A 20,061-nucleotide genomic window follows, 5' to 3' on the forward strand; every position below is an offset into this window, starting at 1 on the left:
CGCCAAGGATGGCAAAACGGCTGTCTTATCTGCTCGGTGTATTAGAATGCGAGCTGTACTTTCATCGATTTGCTGCGATCGCCGGCGGCTTCGAAGGCGGTCACCGCATTGTCGATCGGATAGACGCTGGTCAACAACGGGCTCAGGTCCACGCGGCCCTGATTGATGAGATCAACCGCAAGGCCGAACTCCTCGTGGAAGCGGAAGGTGCCTTTCATCTCGATTTCCTTTGCCACGACCATGTTTTGCGGAATGGAAACATCGCCGCCGAGGCCAAGCTGAACGACTGTGGAGCGTGGGCGCAAAACTTCAAGGCCGGAGCGAACGGCGCGCTCGTTGCCAGATGCTTCGAACTGGACGTCGAAGTATCCCTTGTTTGCGGAATAAGCAGCAAGCGCCTCAGGATTGGTTGCGACATTGATGACGCGGTCTGCACCGATTTCCAGTGCTTTCTCGAGTACGGCATCCATCACGTCCGTTGCGACGACTTCACGGGCACCATGGGCACGGGCTGCAATGATGGCCAGGGCGCCGATCGGGCCGCAACCTGTGACCAGCACACGTTTGCCAAGCAACGCACCAGCGCGGTTGACCGCATGCAAGGTTACCGCAAAAGGTTCAGCCATTGCGGCTTCGTTGATCGATACCCCTTGGGCCACTTTGTGGCACTGCCAGGCCTCGGCAACAAGCCTCTGGCGAAATGCACCCTGGATGTGAGGCATCGGCATGGCCGATCCATAAAAACGCATGTTGAGGCAATGGTTCTGCTGACCGGCAAGGCAGTATTCGCAGGAATTGCAGGGGCGGCTTGGCGAGACTGCTACGCGGTCACCGACGGCGAGGCCGGATACGCCTGCACCGAGTGCCTTGATCGTGCCGGCAACCTCGTGTCCAAGGATCATCGGCTCGCGGACACGAACAGTGCCGAAGCCACCGTGATTGTAATAGTGCAGATCAGAACCGCAAATGCCGCCAGCCTCGATTGCAACTTCCACCTGACCGGGGCCAAGGCTTTCGACTTCTTTCTCCTCAACGCGAAGATCTTTCGCGGCATGAATGACAACGGCTTTCATCATTTACCTTTCCGACTACTCCCTGGGACGGGCCGTGCGACCTTCGTCCCCAATACGCCATGTTATCGGTAACATAAAGAGCAAAAATGGCGGATTTTCAGATAAGCGGTCGCGAGGGCCCGGAAATTTCCATCGCGGAAAAGGCGGGTCCGCGAATTAAAATCACCGCGTGCATCATCGTTATCATGATGTTTCGTCGAGGTTTTTTAGAATTGTTGCGGCCATGATGACAGGTCCGTTGCCATCAAGTGCAAGCTTGTCATCCGGATTTCTGAGAGGACATTCCGTCAAAGAGAGACACCCGCATCCAATGCAACTATCGAGTTGATCGCGCAAGGCAATCAGTCCGGAAATACGGCGCTCAAGATGTGCGTGCCATCTCGAAGACATATGTGACCATTGTTTTTTGGTAGGGCTTGCATCAAGCGGTAGTTCGGCAAGCGTTTCCTGTATTTCACTCAATCCTATACCGACCCGTTGTGCCGCCTTTATGATGGCGACGCGTCGTAACATGTAGCGCGCGTAACGGCGCTGATTTCCCGACGTGCGTACGGACGCGATCAGCTTTTTTGTCTCATAGAAATGCAGCGTTGATACCGCGACGCCGCTTCGCCGTGCCAGTTCTCCTACCGTCAGCGGAGCGTAGATATCTATTTTCTTCACGTGTCTTGACCTCAACTATAGTTGAGGTTTTATAAGCTAGGCCGTTCCGCGGGGCAACGATGTCCCCGCTTGCAAGAAAGGATATGGAATGGCTTTCTCTCTCCCCGATCTCCCTTACGCCCACGATGCTCTCGCTTCTCTTGGAATGTCGCGCGAAACGATCGAGTTCCATCACGACATTCATCACAAGGCCTATGTCGACAACGGCAACAAACTGATTGCGGGCACAGAGTGGGAGACGAAATCGCTCGAAGATATCGTGACTGGAACATACCAAGCCGGTGCCGTGGCCCAGAGCGGAATATTCAACAATGCGTCGCAACATTGGAACCACACTTTGTTCTGGGACATCATGGGGCCGGGCGAAAACAAGAAAATGCCGGGCGAACTGGAACAGGCGCTTAAACAGTCCTTCGGCTCTGTCGAAAAGTTCCGGGACGAGTTTTCTGCCGCGGGTGCTGGCCAGTTCGGTTCCGGTTGGGCATGGCTCGTCAAGGACAAGGACGGGTCCCTTAAGGTCACGAAAACCGAAAATGGAGTGAACCCATTGTGCTTCGGTCAGACGGCCCTGCTTGGCTGCGACGTCTGGGAGCACAGCTACTACATCGACTTCCGCAATCGGCGACCCGCTTATTTGGCAAACTTCCTGGAAAAACTCGTAAATTGGGAAGCAGTTGCTAGCCGGCTCTGATCCTGGCCTTTTGAGAAAAACTGGTGAGAGGCTGGAAATCAGGCGATTTCAACAGCCTTTCGCCACGCATTCCTGTAGTTTGTAAGCGGAAGTGAAGGCGCAATAGACAACGTTCGCGCTTCCCTTGGACGTGAACCCGTCAACATGGCCGCACCCAGAGCGGTCCCGCTCAATGATCCACCTTCTGGAACGAGAACATCGCGATTGGTCGCTGACGCCAGCGCCCTGAGATAGTTCGTGTTCCCGCTCATCGGCCCCTCAACAATGATCGGTCCTTCTGCTCCGGTCAGTTCCAGACACACCTCGGTCATCAGCGCGACATAAAGGGACGCAGCTGCGATCTTCTCCGCATCCGAGGCGGGTGTGCCGATCCATTCTTTACGGCGCCCCGGAAAGGGACCCGAACCCTCGACCACGTTCGGCAAGATCATCACCAATTTCTCGAGAACTGAACTGATAGCTTGATCGATTTCCTCTGTCGGTGCGGTCAGTCCCTGCGTCAGGACCTCGAATTCACGACCGCCCATAAATCGGGCGGACGGTGTCGGTTTGCCAAAGGCATTGACATTGGCGAGGCTGTCGCGTTCGGGCGTCAGTCCCTCAAGATTGCCTGGCGTTGCAAAACATACAACCCACGTGCCGGTGGAAACCACTGCAAATGGTGGTTTGCGGGATAGCACGTGTGGCAACAGCGATGCGTTGGAATCGTGAATTCCGCAAAACACGGGAACCGGGTGTTGCAATCCAAGCTGATGGCAAAGCTCAGACTTGAGCTGTCCGAGTGCATCAAAGGCCGAGTGGACGGGTGCCATCTTTTCTCGGAGATCGAGACGGTCGACCAATGATGAAAACTGCCCCAGTTCCGGAGCCCACAGATCCGTATGGCAGCCAAGCGATGTCGCCTCATTTGAAACGATTCCCGTCAACCGAAAGGCCCAGTATTGCGGGTATGTGAGGATCGACGCGACACGACGGAATTCGTCCGGAAACCCCGATTTTTGGAAGTGTAATTGGGCACCGAGATTGAGGCCAGCAGACAAGGGCGGCGAAAAGGTCTCTGAAAAGTCGGGACGAAGCCCGGCGTAGGTTTCGCGGATAGCTTGTGGATACTCATACTCGTAGTCGAGTATGGGAAGAGCAAGCTCGCCGTTTTCGTCCAGCAGAGCCGCACTCGCGCCATGTGTGGTGATCGAGATCGCATCGAAGCCGGGTGAAGCTGCAAAACCGGCAAGAGCCTCCTGAATGAACGTCCAAAGCGCATCGATATCATAATGCGGATAGGGCGGTGCGGCGATGATGGTGTTGGGTGTCTTGCGAACAGAAATCTCCGCTCCACTTTCTCCATCCAGCAAAACGACCTTCGCATTGGTCTTGCCGATGTCGATCACCGCAATGCGCTTGAAGTGATTGTCGCTCATGGCAGGTGGAACACCGTGACAAGATCGGTCGCGACCGGTGAGTTATCGGGATTGCTTTCCATGATGTCGGCCATATGCGCCCACCATTTTTTCATCACGGCATGATCGGGCAAAGATGCCATGCCGTGGTTTTGCGGACGGCTCAGAACACCAAAAAGAATGTTGGTTTCTCGATCGAGATGTATGGAGTAATCGCTGACGCCTGCCTGATGCAGCAGCGTCACAAGCTCCGGCCAGATTTCGTCGTGGCGCTTTTGGTACTCGGCTTCCTTGCCGGGAAAGAGCTTCATCTTGAAGGCGTATTTTTCAAGCTCGGGCACGGTTCAGGACCTCATGGCGCGGAGACGGCGAACAACGATTGGAATGGCGATGGTGATGATCAGGAGCAGGCCGACGAAGATCGACATGACGATGCCCGGCACGTTGAGAAGACCGAGACCGAAGGTAACAAGGCCCATCACGAAGGCAGCGATCACAACACCACCGATGGTGCCGGAGCCGCCCAAAATGGAGACGCCGCCTAGCACGACCATCGTCACCACTTCCAGCTCCCACCCTTGAGCGATGGATGGACGCGTGGAGCCAAGGCGCGAGGTCAGGCAAACGGCGGCGATCCCGCTCATCAACCCCGTCAACAGGAACAGGATGAACTTGATGCGCTCCACCGGAATGCCGGAGAACCGCGCGGCTAATGGGTTGTTGCCAATGACATAGACCTGACGGCCGAAATTCGTGGCATGCAACAGAATGGCGAAAATGACCGCCATGACGATGAAAAGCAGGAATTCGAAGGAGAAGACCCAGAAGACATAACCCTGGCCGAAGTAAGCAAAATCCGCCGGATATTTCCCGTAAGCCTGATCGCCCAGCATCACATAGGAAATGCCGCGAAACAGGCTCATCGTGCCGATGGTGACGACAATGGAGGGCAGCTTTAATCCGGCAACCAGAAAGCCGTTGAATGCGCCACACGCCAGGCCAACGCCGATCCCAATGGCGACAAGCCCTGGTGTGGCCACACCCATCTGCACCGCATAACCCATGGCGGTCGAGGCGAGCGCGATGATCGCTGCGACGGAAAGGTCGATTTCACCCGCAATGACCAGGAGTGCCATCGCAAATGCGATCAGCGCCTTTTCGGTGAAGTTGAAGGTTGCGTCCGATAGGTTCCACGCATTGAGAAAGTAAGGCGAAGCAAGTGAGTTCGCGATGAAGATCAGGATCGCGACGCCGAGCAAAAGCACTTCCCAGCTTGCCATGACGCGTTTGAAGGGGGTACCGAGTTTGTCGGGAATGACGCGCGCGGCGGTCTTGGTTTCCGGTGCGATCAGGCTCATGCTGCGGCCTCCTTCCCATTATCTGCCGCTGCCCTGTCGCGCAGGATGATACGGCCTCTCTTGGCTTCGGCGCGAGCATTGAACACAACCGCCAGAATGATGACGACGCCCGAGATTGCCATTTGTGCGAATGGAGAAATTCCAATGACCGGCAAAGCATTCTTGATGACGCCAAGGAAAAGTGCGCCGAGAACTGCTCCAATTGCCGTGCCAATACCGCCGGCAATCGAAATGCCGCCGATCACATTGGCTGCGACGCTGTCGAGTTCAAGACCGGCAGCGATATCGACATAGGCCACCGCATAACGCGAAACCCAGAGATAGCTGGCGAGCCCGGCAAGCGCACCGGACAATACAAAGGCGAGGAAGCGCGTGCGACCGACGTCTATCCCGGCGTAAACGGCAGCCCCTGGATTGCCACCGGATGCATAGGCTGAACGACCGAACGACGTTCTCGTCAAAACGAGCCACGCGCCAGCGATGATGATGATCGCCACCCACGACAGAACCGGCAGGCCGAGGATCGGTGTCCGGGGCACGTTGAGAAAGGTTGGCGACATCTGGTGCGCGTTAACCCAACCACCGCCGGAAAGCACGAAAGCCATGCCCCGATAAATGGTCAGCGTACCGAGCGTAACGACGATCGGCGGAATGCGAAGCCACCAGACGAGAATGCCGTTGATCGAACCGAGAAGGGCACCGATCCCGACTGCCATGGCGACAAGAAGCGGGAGCGGAACGCCGGGAAAGGCGGCGTTTGTCATCGCCACAGCCATGCCCGTGAAGGCAAGATTGGCTGCAACGGAAAGATCGATCGATTTCGTCAGAATAACGGCCATTTGGCCGAGCGCCAGAATGATCAGGATCGACGTATCGTTGAAGATGTTGACGAGATTGGCTGGGCGCTCAAAACCGGGAGCACGGAACGAGAATCCGGCAATCATAAGTATGATGATGCCCGCCAGAAGGATTTCGCGGTTCTTGAAGAAACGTTGCATGGGTGTTCCTCTCACGCGTTGCCCGTGGCGGCTCGCACCAGCTTTTCCGGCGAGAAATCGGCACGTTCGAAGACATCAGCCATAAGCCCCTCGCGCATGACGATGGCTCGGTCGGACATGCCGAGAATTTCCGGCAGTTCGGATGAAATCATGATGATGGAAAGTCCTTCTGCGGCCAACTCGCTGATGAAACCGTGAACGGCGGCCTTGGAACCGATATCGATGCCTTTTGTCGGTTCATCGAGAATGATGACCTTCGGCTGTGTAGCAAGCCATTTGCCAATGACGACTTTCTGCTGGTTGCCGCCCGATAATGTGCCCACCGGCACTGAGAGGGCTGCAGCGCGCAGATCGAGCCGTGACGCATATTTGCGCGCCAGTGCAAACTCGTTGGCGGCAGCGAGAAAACCTTTTCGCGATGTCCGAGCAAGTGAGGGCAGGGACATGTTCTGATAAATCGGCATTTCGAGCGCCAGTCCGTGTCGTCCACGCTCTTCGGGCACGTACACGATACCTGCTCGGATAGCATCTTCCGGTGAGCGGATGGAAAGTGGGTGGCCATCAAGCGTCATGGTACCGGACGCTGGTCGCGTGATGCCGAACAGGGATTGGCAAAGTTCGGACCGTCCCGCGCCGATCAACCCGTATAGCCCAAGAATTTCACCTTTCCGCAAGTCGAAGGAAATGTCGCGAAACTCTGTGTCATGGCAGTACTTTTGAACGGAAAGCACAGTGCTGCCGATATTCACCACCTGTTTCGGGAAGGCGTCCTTAACGTCACGTCCAACCATCAGCCGGACGATTTCGTCCTGCGGAGCGTCGGCAAGCACGCCTGCTCCAACCATTTTGCCATCGCGGAACACGGCGTAATTCTCTGCGATTTCGTAGACTTCATCGAACTTGTGGCTGATGAACAGGATCGCTTTTCCCTGCTTTTTGAGATTCTGGACGATGCGGAAGAGGTCGTCGATTTCCTTGCGGGAAAGAGCTGCGGTTGGCTCATCCATGATGACGATGCGTGCCTCTACTGAAAGCGCACGTGCGATTGCGACAAGATGCCTTTGCGCAATGGAAAGGTCTTTGAGGCGGATCGTCGGATCAATCCGGCTTTCCAGTCGCTCAAGGAGGGAGCGCGAACGATCATTGATGGTTTTCCAGTCAATGAAACCGAAGCGGTTTTTGGGTGCGTGGCCAAGAAAGATGTTCTCGCCGACTGACAGTTCATCGAAAAGGACTGTTTCCTGATGAATGGCCGTGACGCCAGCATCAATTGCGTCTTGTGCGCTGTGAAAATGGACAGGCTTGCCGTCAAGCAGGATTTCGCCTTCATTCGGCCTGTAAATCCCGGTCAGGATTTTCACGAGGGTGGATTTACCCGCGCCGTTCTCGCCAATTAGCGCGGTAACGGTGCCAGGGTAAAGCGCAACATTAACGCCATCCAGCGCCTTCACACCTGGAAAAACCTGGCTGATGCCACGCATCTCGAGAACAGGCGAGACAGCGGATTGCTGAGGCACTGTCGCTTCTTTCATTTTTTCTGCAGCCATTGTCATTATTGCGAACCTGGGCGCCTGCTAAAGCGCAAGAAGCAAAAACATGCGCAAAGCCATTCCTGGATGGTCCCGTGAATTGCGACGCACACTAAAGGTATCCCCGGGCGATGCCCGAGGATGGTTTCAAATGTTGGGTATGAGTGTCATGCCGCGTTGATGCCGATCAGCGAGGCATTGGGCAAAAGATCAGAAAATCTTCGAGAACTGATCGATGTTCTTGGCGTCGTAGATGAACGGGTCGGCCATGGCCGCTTCGCTGTTTTCACCCACTTTGATCTTGCCCATGCGGCCTGCCTCGATCTCCGAGCCCGGCTTGCCGTCGGTTTCGCCCTTCACGAGGCGGTAGGCGATCTGTGTCGCGGAGTAACCGAGATCGATCGGATTCCAGATGGCGAATTCCTTGGTGGCACCAGACTTGATTGCGCCTGCCATTTCGGACGGAAGGCCGAGACCGGTGACGAAGACCTGACCGATTTTGCCTGCATCCTTAACAGCCTGGGAGGCCGCCAAAACACCAACCGTGGTCGGCGCAACGATGACTTTCACATTCGGTTGCGAAGAGAGAAGGCCCTGGGCTTCGCGATAGCTCTTATCGGCGAGGTCGTCGCCATAAACCGTGGTGACCAGGTTCAGGCCCGGGAAGTCCTTCAACTGCTTCTTCATCTCATCGATCCAGATATTCTGGTTCGTGGAGGTGGTGGTTGCCGACAAGATAGCGAAATCACCCTTGCCGCCTTCCAGATGCGACGCTGCAAGCTGCAGGCACATTTTGCCGATCAGCGCGTTGGAAGACGGGTTGAGCTGAAGGATGCGGCCTTCCGGTGCAACGCCCGAATCCCAGGAAATGACCTTGATGCCGCGCTGGGCTGCCTTTTTCAGGGCTGGAACAACAGCGTCCGGATCGTTGGCGGAGATGGCGATCGCATCGACGCCCTGTGCAATGAGCGAATTGATGACTTCGATCTGGCCTTCCGCAGTTGTGCTGGTCGGACCGGTATAGATGATCTCAACACCACCAAGGTCTTTTGCGGCCTCTTGTGCGCCCTTGTTGGCGGCTTCGAAGAAACCGTTTCCGAGCGACTTGACGACGAGCGCGATCTTGACGTCGGCCGCCTGGGCAACGCTTCCCAGCCCCAGGGTGCCAAGTGCCACACCCAATGCCAGAGCATGACCCAATTTTCTGCGTGTAAGTTTCATTCCCTTTTCCTCCCGTTTGAAACTTTCCTCTCCCTCGGTGCTCCTCACGCGACCGAGGCGGAACCCTCTTCGTCCGGCGGCTGCGGCGTTTGCGCGCCAGCCACCGTTCCTGCAATCACCAGTATGACGCCCGCATTCTCGACCATCCGCGCTGCGTCGTCCGAAATTCCCTCATCGGTGATGATGGTCGTGACATTTTCCAGCGGGCAAAGGATGAGGCTCGAGCGTTTGCGAAATTTCGACGAGTCGACCATCACGATCAGTTCTTCTGCCTGCCGCATCAGCTTCTGTTCGCTCTGGATCACCAGCGCATCCGATTCCATGATGCCAAGTGCGCCGACGCCTTGCGCACCCAGGAAAATTCGTCGCGCATAGAAGTTGCGTATGGCATCATTGTCGAATGGCGACAAAATCAAGCTTTGATCGCGGTAGATCGCGCCACCAGGTACACTGACATTGCACTTGGAGTGCTTGATCAAATGTTCCGCAATGGCGAAAGAATTGGTCATCACCTGTAGCCGGCGCGCAGCCATGTAATGCACCATCTGGAATGTGGTGGTACCGCCATTCAGAATAATTGCGTCGCCGTCATCGCAGAGATCGACAGCTTTGCGCGCAATTGCGCGTTTTTTGTCGATGTTGACTGATTCGGAAACCCGGAAAGGGCGTGCCGCCAGATTGCCTAGCTGCGGCGGATGTACAGCCTCCGCCCCACCACGCACTCGGCGCAACTTTCCCTGAACGTGCAAAGACGCAATATCCCTGCGGATCGTCGCTTCGGACGCGTCCGTCAGTTCAGCAATATCCTGAACCGTCACGACAGGCTTCTCCTGTACGGCGCTCAAAATGATGCGATGGCGTTCGCGTTCGTGCATTGGGTCCTCCTGATCGCAATTATTCGTAATCTCTTTACGTTGTCAATCAACAACGATCAAATTATTCAATGGTGCGACGCACAATGAAAAAATATGATCGTTTGTGATTGACATTGCGTTTTTGAATGCGCGATATCTACGCTCGAAGGAGGCGGACCGGGTCGGTTCCGCGATGAAGATTACATTGGGAGGAAAGCATGACGGGAAAATCCCGCCTTCTCGAAAACCGTTGGGATGATGCCCATGCCGCCAAGCTCGATGAGCCCGGCAAGCTGCTGTATCGCTCCAATCTTCTGGGTGCAGACAAGCGCATAACGAATTATGGCGGTGGCAATACCTCGGCAAAGGTTCTCGAAACCGATCCTCTGACAGGTGAAAAAGCGCGTGTCATGTGGGTGAAGGGCTCTGGAGGAGACGTCGGTACAATCAAGCTTGATGGTTTTGCTACTCTCTACCTCGACAAGCTTGAAGCCTTGAAGGGTATTTACAAGGGTGTCGAAGACGAAGACCGCATGGTCGGCTTTCTCCCGCACTGCACGTTCAATCTCAATCCCCGCGCCGCGTCCATCGATACGCCTTTGCACGGTTTCGTGCCGTACGATCATGTCGATCACATGCATCCTGATGCGATCATCGCGATCGCTGCGTCGAAGAATTCCAAGGAATTGACCCAGCAAGTTTTCGGTGACGAAATTGGTTGGCTGCCATGGCGCCGCCCAGGCTTCCAGCTCGGTCTTGACCTCGAAGCCTTTGTGAAGGCCAACCCTAAGGCCAAGGGCGTCGTGCTTGAAAGCCACGGTCTGTTCACCTGGGATAACGACGCTAAGAAATGCTACGAGCTGACGCTTGCCATCATCAACAAGGCGATCGATTGGTTTGCGAGTGAGACAGAGGGCAAAACCATCTTTGGTGGCTCAGTCGCAAAAAGCCTGCCTGCTGAAGAACGACGCGCCATTGCTGCACGTCTGATGCCAGAAATCCGTGGCCGTATCGGTCGTGAGGAACGCAAGCTCGCCGATTTTGACGATCAGGATGCTGTGCTTGAATTTGTCAATTCGAAAGACCTGAAACCTCTAGGCGCACTCGGTACATCGTGCCCGGACCATTTTCTGCGCACCAAGATCCGCCCGTTGATCCTTGATCTTGATACGTCCAAACCTGATGTCGACGCACTCGTTGCGGGCCTAGACAAGGCCTTGGACGCGTATCGTGCCGATTACACTCGTTATTACGAGACGTGCAAACACGCAAACTCCCCCAAGATGCGCGATCCAAATCCGGTGATCTTCCTGATCCCTGGCGTCGGCATGCTCTCCTTTGCTAAGGATAAGGCGACCGCGCGTATCGCCGGCGAGTTCTACGTCAATGCTATCAATGTCATGCGTGGCGCTTCAACTGTGTCTGACTATCAGGGACTTCCCGAACAGGAAGCTTTCGACATCGAATATTGGCTGCTGGAAGAAGCAAAGCTTCAGCGCATGCCCAAGCCCAAGAGTCTGGCCGGTCGCATTGCCTTCATCACGGGCGGCGCGGGTGGCATCGGTCGGGCAACGGCTGAGCGTCTTGCAAGCGAAGGTGCCTGCGTGGTGCTGGCGGATATTGATGAAGGTGCGTTGCAGAACACCAGAGGGGACTTCGAAAAGCGTTTCAGCTCCGATGCCGTTCGTACAGTCAAGCTTGACGTCACCAAGGAAAATGCCGTCGTTTCCGCATTTGTGGAAGCAAGTGTTGAATTTGGCGGCATCGACATTCTGGTTTCAAACGCTGGTATTGCGTCCTCTGCTCCGGTCGAGGACACCACGCTTGAGATGTGGAACAAGAACATCGATATTCTTACGACCGGTTATTTCCTCGTGTCGCGCGAAGCATTTCGTTTGTTCCGTCGCCAAAATCTTGGTGGCAATGTCGTGTTCGTCGCATCCAAGAACGGCCTTGCATCGTCGCCCAACGCTTCGGCCTATTGCACGGCAAAGGCTGCAGAAATCCATCTTGCCCGGTGCCTTGCTTTGGAGGGCGCAGACGCAGGCATTCGGGTGAACACGGTTAATCCAGACGCGGTTCTGCGTGGATCAAAAATCTGGAGCGGCGAATGGCGCGAGCAGCGTGCCGCATCCTCGAAGATCGAAGTGACGGATCTTGAGGAACACTACCGCAAGCGCTCGATGCTGAAGCTCAATGTTTTCCCTGAGGACATAGCCGAGGCAATCTACTTCCTGGCGTCAGACGCCTCCGCAAAATCGACCGGCAACATCATCAACGTTGATGCCGGTAATGCCCAGAGCTTCACACGATAGGGAAAAGGCGGCGGGTGGCGGTGGGAGTGCCGCTTCCGTCGGGGAGGAAAAGATGACCGAGACGAAGATTGCGGCCGACACCATTGCGGCCGAAAATGACAAACGTTCTGCCGCATTGCAGAATGATTATGACGCGCTTGGGGCGCAGCTCGCACGTCGCAATATTGATATCGATACGATCACCAAGAAGGTATCGGAGTTTTTTGTCGCCGTTCCGTCCTGGGGTGTTGGCACCGGAGGCACGCGATTTGCGCGTTTCCCTGGCAAGGGCGAGCCGCGCGGGATTTTTGACAAGCTTGATGACTGCTCTGTAATCAACGAGTTGACCCGCGCGACACCGAATGTTTCGCTTCACATTCCGTGGGACAAGGAAGATCCGAAGAAACTGAAGGCACATGCGAATGCGCTGGGTCTGGGCTTCGATGCAATGAACTCAAATACATTCTCCGACGCACCCGGTCAGACCCACTCCTATAAATATGGCTCGCTTAGCCACACGGATGCTGCAACGCGCGCTCAGGCGGTTGAGCACAACATCGAATGTATCGAAATCGGCAACGCCATCGGCTCGAAAGCGCTGACGGTGTGGGTTGGCGACGGTTCCAACTTCCCCGGCCAAAGCAATTTTACCAGAAGCTTTGAACGCTATCTGTCGGCAATGGCCGATATCTACAAGGCGTTGCCGGATGACTGGCGCATCTTTTCCGAACACAAAATGTACGAACCGGCGTTTTACTCGACCGTTGTGCAGGACTGGGGCACAAACTACCTGATCGCCAACACCCTAGGAGAAAAGGCATTCTGCCTCGTCGACCTCGGACACCACGCACCGAACACCAATATCGAGATGATCGTTGCCCGTCTCATCCAGTTCGGCAAGCTTGGTGGCTTCCATTTCAACGACAGCAAGTATGGCGATGACGATCTGGATGCGGGGTCCATCGAGCCATACCGCCTCTTCCTCGTTTTCAATGAACTGGTGGATGCCGAACATCGTGGGGTGAAGGGCTTTCATCCGGCGCATATGATCGATCAGTCGCATAACGTCACCGATCCGATTGAAAGCCTGATCTCAAGTGCCAACGAGATAAGGCGTGCCTATGCACAAGCGCTACTTGTGGATCGGTCGGCTCTCGACGGTTTCCAGCACGACAATGATGCCCTCATGGCGACCGACACCCTGAAACGGGCATACCGCAGCGACGTGGAGCCTATTCTCGCAAGAGCGCGGCAACTGGCGGGCGGCGCGATCGATCCTATTGCCACCTATCGGGCAAGCGGCTATCGCGCCAAGGTCTCCGCACAGCGCCCGGCTGTGGTTGGCGGTTCTGGTGGCATTGTCTGACGCGGTTCCATTCGAGACAGAATCCATCTAGTTTCGAGCGGGATCACACAAATCGGATGACACATGCCGCTACCCTTTTTGATTGAAGGCCCCAACGACGCCCGGTTCACAATTTTGCTTGCGCATGGAGCCGGAGCGCCGATGGATTCGGCGTCAATGACGGGTGCGGCAGTTGCCCTTGCCAATGCGGGTTTTCTAGTAGCCCGTTTCGAGTTTGGTTATATGGCGGCCCGGCGAAGTTCCGACAGTCGAAAACCGCCACCACGGGCGGACACGCTTAATCCTGAGTTTAAAGCCGCTATTGCCGATCTTGCACCGACCGGGCACCTGATTATCGGAGGTAAATCCATGGGCGGCCGTGTTGCCAGCATGATTGCCGATGAGCTCCATGATGCTCATGCGATCGCTGGCCTGCTTTGCCTGGGTTACCCCTTTCATCCTCCGGGCAAACCCGAAAACCTCAGGACAGCGCATCTCGAGTTCCTCAAAACCCCGACTTTGATCTGTCAGGGGACGCGTGATGAGTTCGGAACACGTGAAGAGGTCAGTACCTATCCGCTTTCCAGTCAGATCGATTTTCTTTGGCTAGAAGACGGAGATCATGATCTCAAGCCCCGCAAGAAGGTCTCGGGCTTCTCCACGGCGGACCATCTCGCAACCGTTGGAAAAACGGTGCGAGACTGGGCTGAAAGGTTGCCGTTAGGCGCGTAGTGCAGCGGCAGGGGACTGGCGATAGGCCAATGCCGCAGGAATGGCAGCGAGGATTGCCGCAAAGCCAAGGATGATGGCCGCAAGTAATACGTCCTGTCCTATGAAGGTGACGGGGAAGACGATCCCGCTTTCGCCGGCAAGCACACGTGCTATCGCCATGGATGCCCCGTAACCCATCAAGAAACCGAGAATGACGCCGGTGCCGATCAGGCACAACAACTCCAGCCAGACGATGGAGAACAACGCTGCGCGCGGGGCTCCGAAGGCGCGGAGAGCACCGATCTGCCGGCGACGCTGCCCGATATGCAGAACGGTGACCAGCAGCAGTGATGCAGCCACCAGGACTTGCGAGCCGGTTGCCACTGCAAACAAGACCAGTCTTGCATCACCCAGTGTTGCATAAAGCCGCGTCAGCACTTCGCCGGGGAAAACACCAACGGTCGTTCCGCTTCGATACTCCTGCCGTAGCTTGTAGGCGTCGGCAATCGTTTTCGGTTTGACGAGGATTGCCGGAAGGCCGGGTACATCGTGATCCCAGTCCTCCACGATCGGCGCGTCGGCGTGAGCGGAATGATTGTGCGCTTCGTGGTCGTGATCCTGGCTCGGGCTCGCAAAGTGACCGTGACCGGAATGGTCGTGTGATGCATGGTCATGGTTGGATTCGCTGCCGCTGGCATGATCATGATCATGCTCCGATTGGGGTTTTTCCTGTCCAGATGTCGCCGCGACTACTTTTCCTTCGGTTCCATCGTCATGCCCAAGGCCGTGAATGTGCCAGACGGCCTGTATGGGCACGAGGATGGCACGGTCCCATGCGGTGCCGGTCGACTTCAGGCGACCGGAGACAGTGTAGGCAAGTTCGCCATGTGTATGGCCGCCTTCACCTGGGGCGCCATGCATCGGCTTGATTTCCGCGCCAAGGGCAAGAGATACCGCCGAGCCGACCACAGCCTGACCTTCAGTCATGAAAACTCGGCCCTCCTGCAACCCGGCGGACAGGTTTGCGACGAGCGCAGTTGTCGTGCCGACAATCGGAAAACCGTTGAAGGAATCGCCGAAACCGATTGGCGCCGCCCAGGCAACACGAGGATCGTTTGCAAGCCTTGCCAATACCTCTCCTTCCATCAGCGGAAGAGGAGAGGGCTGAAGAAAGACCGAGGACAGCACGAGTTGTGTTTCGCTGCCGGCCGCGCCGACTACAAGGTCGAATTTGTCGGCCGCGCGAGCGCTACCAAGCCGCAGCGACCGCTCTTGAAGTGTGACTGTCACGCTGAGGGCAACAGCCAGCGCGACAAGAAGGACGACCACCAGTGCGCCGAGCCAGAGGCGGCGCAGGTCAGCAAGAATGAAGCGGATCATGCTGCCATCTCCGCCTTGCCGTTGTGACTGAGGCGACCGGCACTGAGAGTAACGCGGCGATCAAGACGCTCGGTGAGGCGGCTGTCATGCGAAACGATGATCAATGTACTCTGCTCGGTCGCTGCCAGTTCGAGGAGAAGATGCCCGACAGCCTCGCCGCTTTCGCGATCCAGACTTGCGGTCGGTTCATCGGCAATGACGACGCCAGGTTTACGCAAAAGTGCACGGGCCACCGCCACACGCTGCATTTCTCCCCGGGACATTGTCTCGATGTTCTGGTGGTGGCGTTTAATCCCAACACGCGACAACAAATCGGCGGCCCGCTTTTCAAGAGTGGACGACGATGCACGCGAAAGCCGGGCCGGAAGTAGGACATTGTCGAGCGCAGACAGCCCTGGGAACAGGTGAAAGTCCTGCATGATGAGGCCAATATTTTCAGCTCGCCATCGGTCGCGGCCGCTCTCTGAAAGACGGGTGATATCGGTGCCCGACCAGGTAACGGCGCCATTGTCCGCCCGTTCCAGGCCACTGATGATATTCACCAGTGTGCTTTTACCCGAACCGGACGGGCCGGTTACGGCCACACGCGAGCCGGCAGGCAGATCCAGTTTTTCGATGAAAAGCACCGGATCATTCAAGCCGGGAAAGGAAACGGACAGGTTTTCAAGAGAGAGAGAAAGCATGCTGTTCAGGCAACCCAATATTTTGCGTCACGAATGCGCAGGCGGCTGACGAAACCGGTTTCTGGGTCAGTCCAGCTCCCCATTTCCAAAACCCCGGAGACCTCGATACGGGTGCTCGGCTGCACGAATGTCTGTTTTTCGTCGAGATAGATGACCACGATATTGTCCGGCCAGTCGGAGTCCGATGAGCAGAACGGGCAAATCGACATCGGGATCTCGGTCAGAACGAAAAAGGCGGCTTCAGCTTTCAATGGTGGGGCCATGAAGCCACCCATCGTCACGGGCTTGCCGACAAGTCCCTTCAACTTTTCGGAAAACTCGAGGCCAAGTACGCTGATCTTGCTGTAGAGGTCACCGAAACCGATCTCGGCATTGGCCGCGGCCATGGACATTTTGTGAGCAGCGAAGACCGGCGAAAGACCGAGCAGTGTCAGCATGTGACGGCGGCTGAGCAAGGGCGGCATCTTGTACCTCTTCAGGCTTTAGAAACAGGAATTCCGGGCGTAGGTGCCGCCCGGAATATTGCATGATTTTAGATCACGTCAGTTCGACGCAACCGTGCCAAGTGCAAATGTGTCGGCAAGTACGCGGTAAACGTCGCTCTGTTCCATGTAGCCCTTGAAGCCCTCGGAGCCGGGACCGGTCGATTGCAAAACCATGTCGTCTACAGCGTGGACGCCGCTGTCGCCGCTCTTCGGGATATTGCCCTGAACGAAGACTGCGCCGGGAACGTCCTTATAGGCTTCGTTCGCAACATATTCCTTCTTCTCGTTCTGGATCGCCGGAACGAAAGGTCCGTCAAGCTTCGGGCGGAACGTCTCATAGTGATCCGGGCCGTTGTTGGCATTCAGGAACAGGCGGCGGGTGACATCGATCTTGTCCGGATAACCGTCGCCATCGGCATCCGTGTAGTTCGGGAAGCCTGCGTCGTCGTAGGTGCCGACCTTTTCGCGCATTTCGGTGCCTTCCTTTTCGTCGTCGACTGTGCCGATGATGGAAACGCCGTGCGTATGGTCGCCGGTGAAGACGATCAATGTGTCCGGGTTCTTGGTGGCGAATTCGCGCGCAACACCAAGTGCCTTGTCGAACTCGATGGTTTCAACGACCGCGCGGTCCCAGTCGAGCGGATGAGACATCTTGTCGATGTTTGCGGCTTCGACCATCAGGAAGAAACCTTCAGGGTTCTTGGAAAGCTCGTTGAGCGCGGTCTCAGTCATTTCTACCAGGCCGGGCTGCTCGGGGAACTTGCCGACGGTGCCCTTTTTTAGGAAATTGCGATCGAGAAGCGTATCCATGTTGCCGGTGTGGAAGAGGCCGAGGATCTTGCCGCTATTGGTGCCAACAGCGGTCGCGAGTTCGCCCTTCGTGGTCGCCAGCGAATATCCGGCTTCCTGGAACAGCTTGATGTAATCCTTGTCGTCCTTGCGCTTGGAACCAACCGTTTCCTTGGGCAGGAAGTAGGCGGAACCGCCACCCAGAACAACTTCTGGCTTGACGTCGAGCAGCATGCCGGTGATCTCAGGCTTGTCGCCGCGTTTGCGGGTATGGGCAACGACGGCTGCGGGCGTTGCGTCCTGAAGTTCGGAGGTCGTGACGACGCCGATCGATTTCTTCGTTTCGCGGCGAATTGCTTCGGCCAGCGTTTCGACCTTCGGGTCGTCAAAGCTGTCAGGCGTACGGTCGGCGTAGACGCCAATCGCGTTGACGGCCGTTTTGTGACCAGTCATGTAGGCCGACATCGTGTTGGCGCTGTCGGTCGCAACTGCATTGGTTGCGGACGTACCGATGAAGGCCATTCGATCCATTTCGTCCATGTTCAGACGGCCGCTTGCCTTACCTTCTGTCATGCCCTTCGACATCAAGCGGGCAGCCGTGCGATGTGCAACGGAAAGGCCATCACCGACCATGAAGATGATGTTCTTGGCTTTCGGCGTTGCCGAGGTCCCGTAAACATCCCAGGTCACTGACTTCTTTTCGTCGCCTGCCGTGACTTCGATTACATAGGCGCCCGGCTTGGCAATCTTCAGATCGCGCAGGATAACAGCTGAGCCCAGGCTCTTGTCTTCCTTGCCTTTTTCGTCAGCAACGAATTGGGCTTCCGAACCGAAGACAGCTTTGTAATCCTGACCGTTGACGGTGATCTTCACGTCATCCTGCTTGACGACGTTTTTCAGTTCCACTTTGAAATCGAAAGGCGAACCGGCAAGGATTGTTGCCCGATCAAGCGGGTAGACGGTGGCAGCTTGCGCCGCGCCGGCCAGGAAAGTGGTCGTAGCGAGTAGAGCTAGGAAATGTCGCATGGGAGCCCTCTTAATGACATCGTTGATCGACGATGGCATAGCTTTGGCGGATGACAGTTGGATGACGGTCATCAAGCAAAGTTGATCGCTTCGTTGTGACGGGCGCATCGATTGACCGGCGGTGGAGCTCGCGCATGCTTAATCCCCCGAGAACACCGATCACTTGACATTGGTTTTTCGTTTCTCTTTCAATAGAATAAAAAACGAAAGAAAACGGAGGATAACCATTGCTCACCCCGCGACAGGACGAAATTGTTGTACTCGCCAAAGCCAATGGCAGGGTTTTGGTCGACGAACTGGCGACGCGCTTTTCTGTAACACCTCAGACCATCCGTAAGGATCTGAACGATTTATGCGATGCACGCGCCCTGACCCGCATTCACGGCGGCGCCATTTTCCCGAGCGGCAATGAAAACGTAAAATACGAAGCGAGGCGGGCGATAGCTTCGACGGAAAAGCAGGCGATAGGCGCTGCAGCCGCCGGATTGATACCAAACAATTCCTCGCTGTTCATCAATATCGGCACGACGACCGAAGCGGTGGGTGAGGCATTGGGGAACCACCACGAGTTGATGGTCATCACTAACAACATCAATGTTGCCAACAGGTTGCGCGTTTTCCCCGGCATTGAGGTGGTGATTGCCGGTGGTGTGGTGCGCGGTGCGGATGGTGGCATCGTCGGAGAAGCGGCGGTCGACTTCATTCGCCAGTTCAAGGTCGATTTTGCTGTGATCGGTGTGTCGGCAATCGATGAAGACGGCGCCCTGCTTGATTTCGATTTTCGTGAAGTGAAAGTTGCCCAGGCAATCATGTCGAATGCCCGGCACGTAATTCTGGTGTCTGATTCTTCCAAGTTCGAAAGAACTGCCCCGGTTCGTATCGGTCATATCTCGCAGGTCCACACATTTATTACCGATCGTTGTCCTTTGGAAAGTGTGCGAACCATCTGTGCTGACAGTGATGTGAGACTTATCGAAACGGCAGAAAACGTGGCCTGAGCGCGTGATTTAATTTTCGTTTGACATTCGTTTTTCGTTCGAATTAGATGTTCTGGCTTTCAATATATCGATGAGGAGAGCGTCGATGAAAGCGCGGGAGGAGCAATGTCTGGTGAGGCAATTCGCGACATTTTCGTGATTGGCGGCGGCGTGAACGGCTGCGGGATTGCGCGCGATGCGGCAGGCCGTGGTTATTCTGTTGCGCTTGCGGAAAAGGGTGATTTTGCCTCTGGCACGTCGTCTGCTGCGACCAAGCTGATCCATGGCGGTCTGCGTTATCTCGAACATTACGAATTCCGGCTGGTGCGCGAAGCGCTGATGGAGCGCGAGGTGCTGTGGGCGATGGCGCCGCACATCATCTGGCCAATGCGCTTCGTGCTGCCGTTCCAGAAAGGCGGCGTGCGCCCGGCCTGGCTGATCAGGCTCGGCCTGTTTCTCTATGACCACCTGGGTGGCCGCAAGCTGTTGCCAGCGACGAAGACACTCGACCTGCGCCGTGATGTGGCCGGCAAGCCGCTGAAGCCGGTGTTTGCCACGGCATTCGAATATTCCGACGGCTGGGTCGA

Annotated in this window: 19 protein-coding genes; 6 read left to right on the forward strand and 13 right to left on the reverse strand. The window is 56.1% G+C overall.

Annotation, left to right across the window (positions count from 1 at the left end):
• Positions 1 to 41 precede the first annotated feature (41 nt).
• Positions 42 to 1,073 (reverse strand): L-idonate 5-dehydrogenase, encoded by a 1,032-nt coding sequence (locus ACIQT8_RS21800; RefSeq protein ID WP_400969694.1) that lies wholly within the window; start codon positions 1,071 to 1,073, stop codon positions 42 to 44.
• 183 nt (positions 1,074 to 1,256) lie between these two features.
• Positions 1,257 to 1,736 carry a redox-sensitive transcriptional activator SoxR gene (soxR, locus tag ACIQT8_RS21805; RefSeq protein ID WP_400969634.1) on the reverse strand — a complete coding sequence of 160 codons (480 nt, stop codon included), beginning with the start codon at positions 1,734 to 1,736 and terminating at the stop codon, positions 1,257 to 1,259.
• Between the two features lie 88 nt (positions 1,737 to 1,824).
• Between soxR and ACIQT8_RS21810 the strand changes: the two genes are divergently transcribed.
• Positions 1,825 to 2,427: a superoxide dismutase gene (locus tag ACIQT8_RS21810; RefSeq protein WP_400969637.1), complete on the forward strand. Its 603-nt coding sequence runs from the start codon at positions 1,825 to 1,827 to the stop codon at positions 2,425 to 2,427.
• A 38-nt stretch (positions 2,428 to 2,465) separates the two neighbouring features.
• Here the strand turns inward: ACIQT8_RS21810 and ACIQT8_RS21815 are convergent, their stop codons facing one another.
• The 7 genes from ACIQT8_RS21815 to ACIQT8_RS21845 all read right to left on the reverse strand — a co-directional run bounded on the left by ACIQT8_RS21815 (position 2,466) and on the right by ACIQT8_RS21845 (position 9,805).
• The gene (locus ACIQT8_RS21815) at positions 2,466 to 3,845 is read right to left on the reverse strand and encodes an FGGY-family carbohydrate kinase (RefSeq protein ID WP_400969640.1); all 1,380 of its coding nucleotides are present in this window, start codon (positions 3,843 to 3,845) and stop codon (positions 2,466 to 2,468) included.
• Positions 3,842 to 4,165, reverse strand: a complete 324-nt coding sequence (gene rhaM / locus ACIQT8_RS21820) for an L-rhamnose mutarotase (protein ID WP_138791702.1) — start codon at positions 4,163 to 4,165, stop codon at positions 3,842 to 3,844. Before rhaM ends, ACIQT8_RS21815 begins: the two co-directional genes overlap by 4 nt.
• Positions 4,166 to 4,168: 3 nt before the next feature.
• On the reverse strand, positions 4,169 to 5,182 hold the full coding sequence (locus tag ACIQT8_RS21825) for an ABC transporter permease (RefSeq protein ID WP_262526820.1): 1,014 nt from the start codon (positions 5,180 to 5,182) through the stop codon (positions 4,169 to 4,171).
• Positions 5,179 to 6,180: an ABC transporter permease gene (locus ACIQT8_RS21830; RefSeq protein WP_400969645.1), complete on the reverse strand. Its 1,002-nt coding sequence runs from the start codon at positions 6,178 to 6,180 to the stop codon at positions 5,179 to 5,181. Before ACIQT8_RS21830 ends, ACIQT8_RS21825 begins: the two co-directional genes overlap by 4 nt.
• 11 nt (positions 6,181 to 6,191) lie before the next feature.
• The gene (locus ACIQT8_RS21835) at positions 6,192 to 7,712 is read right to left on the reverse strand and encodes a sugar ABC transporter ATP-binding protein (RefSeq protein WP_400969648.1); all 1,521 of its coding nucleotides are present in this window, start codon (positions 7,710 to 7,712) and stop codon (positions 6,192 to 6,194) included.
• Positions 7,713 to 7,919: 207 nt separating this feature from the next.
• The gene (rhaS, locus tag ACIQT8_RS21840) at positions 7,920 to 8,930 is read right to left on the reverse strand and encodes a rhamnose ABC transporter substrate-binding protein (RefSeq protein ID WP_138791698.1); all 1,011 of its coding nucleotides are present in this window, start codon (positions 8,928 to 8,930) and stop codon (positions 7,920 to 7,922) included.
• A 44-nt stretch (positions 8,931 to 8,974) separates the two neighbouring features.
• A complete protein-coding gene (locus ACIQT8_RS21845; RefSeq protein ID WP_400969651.1) occupies positions 8,975 to 9,805 on the reverse strand; it encodes a DeoR/GlpR family DNA-binding transcription regulator in 831 nt (276 codons plus the stop codon).
• Between the two features lie 197 nt (positions 9,806 to 10,002).
• Here ACIQT8_RS21845 and ACIQT8_RS21850 point away from each other — a divergent pair, with 197 nt between their 5' ends.
• The 3 genes from ACIQT8_RS21850 (at position 10,003) to ACIQT8_RS21860 (ending at position 14,155) form a co-directional block, all read left to right on the forward strand.
• Positions 10,003 to 12,099: a bifunctional rhamnulose-1-phosphate aldolase/short-chain dehydrogenase gene (locus tag ACIQT8_RS21850; RefSeq protein WP_400969654.1), complete on the forward strand. Its 2,097-nt coding sequence runs from the start codon at positions 10,003 to 10,005 to the stop codon at positions 12,097 to 12,099.
• Between the two features lie 52 nt (positions 12,100 to 12,151).
• A complete protein-coding gene (gene rhaI, locus ACIQT8_RS21855) occupies positions 12,152 to 13,444 on the forward strand; it encodes an L-rhamnose catabolism isomerase (protein ID WP_400969657.1) in 1,293 nt (430 codons plus the stop codon).
• Between the two features lie 63 nt (positions 13,445 to 13,507).
• Complete coding sequence (locus ACIQT8_RS21860) at positions 13,508 to 14,155, forward strand: alpha/beta family hydrolase (RefSeq protein WP_400969660.1); 648 nt, start codon at positions 13,508 to 13,510, stop codon at positions 14,153 to 14,155.
• Here ACIQT8_RS21860 and ACIQT8_RS21865 read toward each other — a convergent pair.
• The 4 genes from ACIQT8_RS21865 to ACIQT8_RS21880 form a co-directional block, all read right to left on the reverse strand.
• Entirely contained in the window at positions 14,144 to 15,514 is a 1,371-nt protein-coding gene (locus ACIQT8_RS21865; protein WP_400969663.1) for an FtsX-like permease family protein, read from the reverse strand. The genes ACIQT8_RS21860 and ACIQT8_RS21865 overlap by 12 nt on opposite strands.
• Positions 15,511 to 16,197 (reverse strand): ABC transporter ATP-binding protein, encoded by a 687-nt coding sequence (locus ACIQT8_RS21870; protein WP_400969666.1) that lies wholly within the window; start codon positions 16,195 to 16,197, stop codon positions 15,511 to 15,513. The genes ACIQT8_RS21865 and ACIQT8_RS21870 overlap by 4 nt, the downstream gene beginning before the upstream one ends.
• A 5-nt stretch (positions 16,198 to 16,202) precedes the next feature.
• Positions 16,203 to 16,661, reverse strand: coding sequence for a hypothetical protein (locus ACIQT8_RS21875; protein WP_400969669.1), 459 nt, complete (start codon positions 16,659 to 16,661; stop codon positions 16,203 to 16,205).
• A 78-nt stretch (positions 16,662 to 16,739) separates the two neighbouring features.
• Positions 16,740 to 18,497 (reverse strand): alkaline phosphatase, encoded by a 1,758-nt coding sequence (locus tag ACIQT8_RS21880; protein WP_400969672.1) that lies wholly within the window; start codon positions 18,495 to 18,497, stop codon positions 16,740 to 16,742.
• A 227-nt stretch (positions 18,498 to 18,724) separates the two neighbouring features.
• On the opposite strand from ACIQT8_RS21880, the gene ACIQT8_RS21885 reads away from it, so the two are divergent.
• Positions 18,725 to 19,495, forward strand: coding sequence for a DeoR/GlpR family DNA-binding transcription regulator (locus ACIQT8_RS21885; protein WP_400969675.1), 771 nt, complete (start codon positions 18,725 to 18,727; stop codon positions 19,493 to 19,495).
• Positions 19,496 to 19,600: 105 nt separating this feature from the next.
• On the forward strand, positions 19,601 to 20,061 hold a 461-nt coding region (locus ACIQT8_RS21890), incomplete at its 3' end, for an FAD-dependent oxidoreductase (RefSeq protein WP_400969678.1).

This window comes from Agrobacterium sp. NPDC090273 (genome assembly GCF_044772305.1).
Classification (GTDB): Bacteria; Pseudomonadota; Alphaproteobacteria; order Rhizobiales; family Rhizobiaceae; genus Agrobacterium.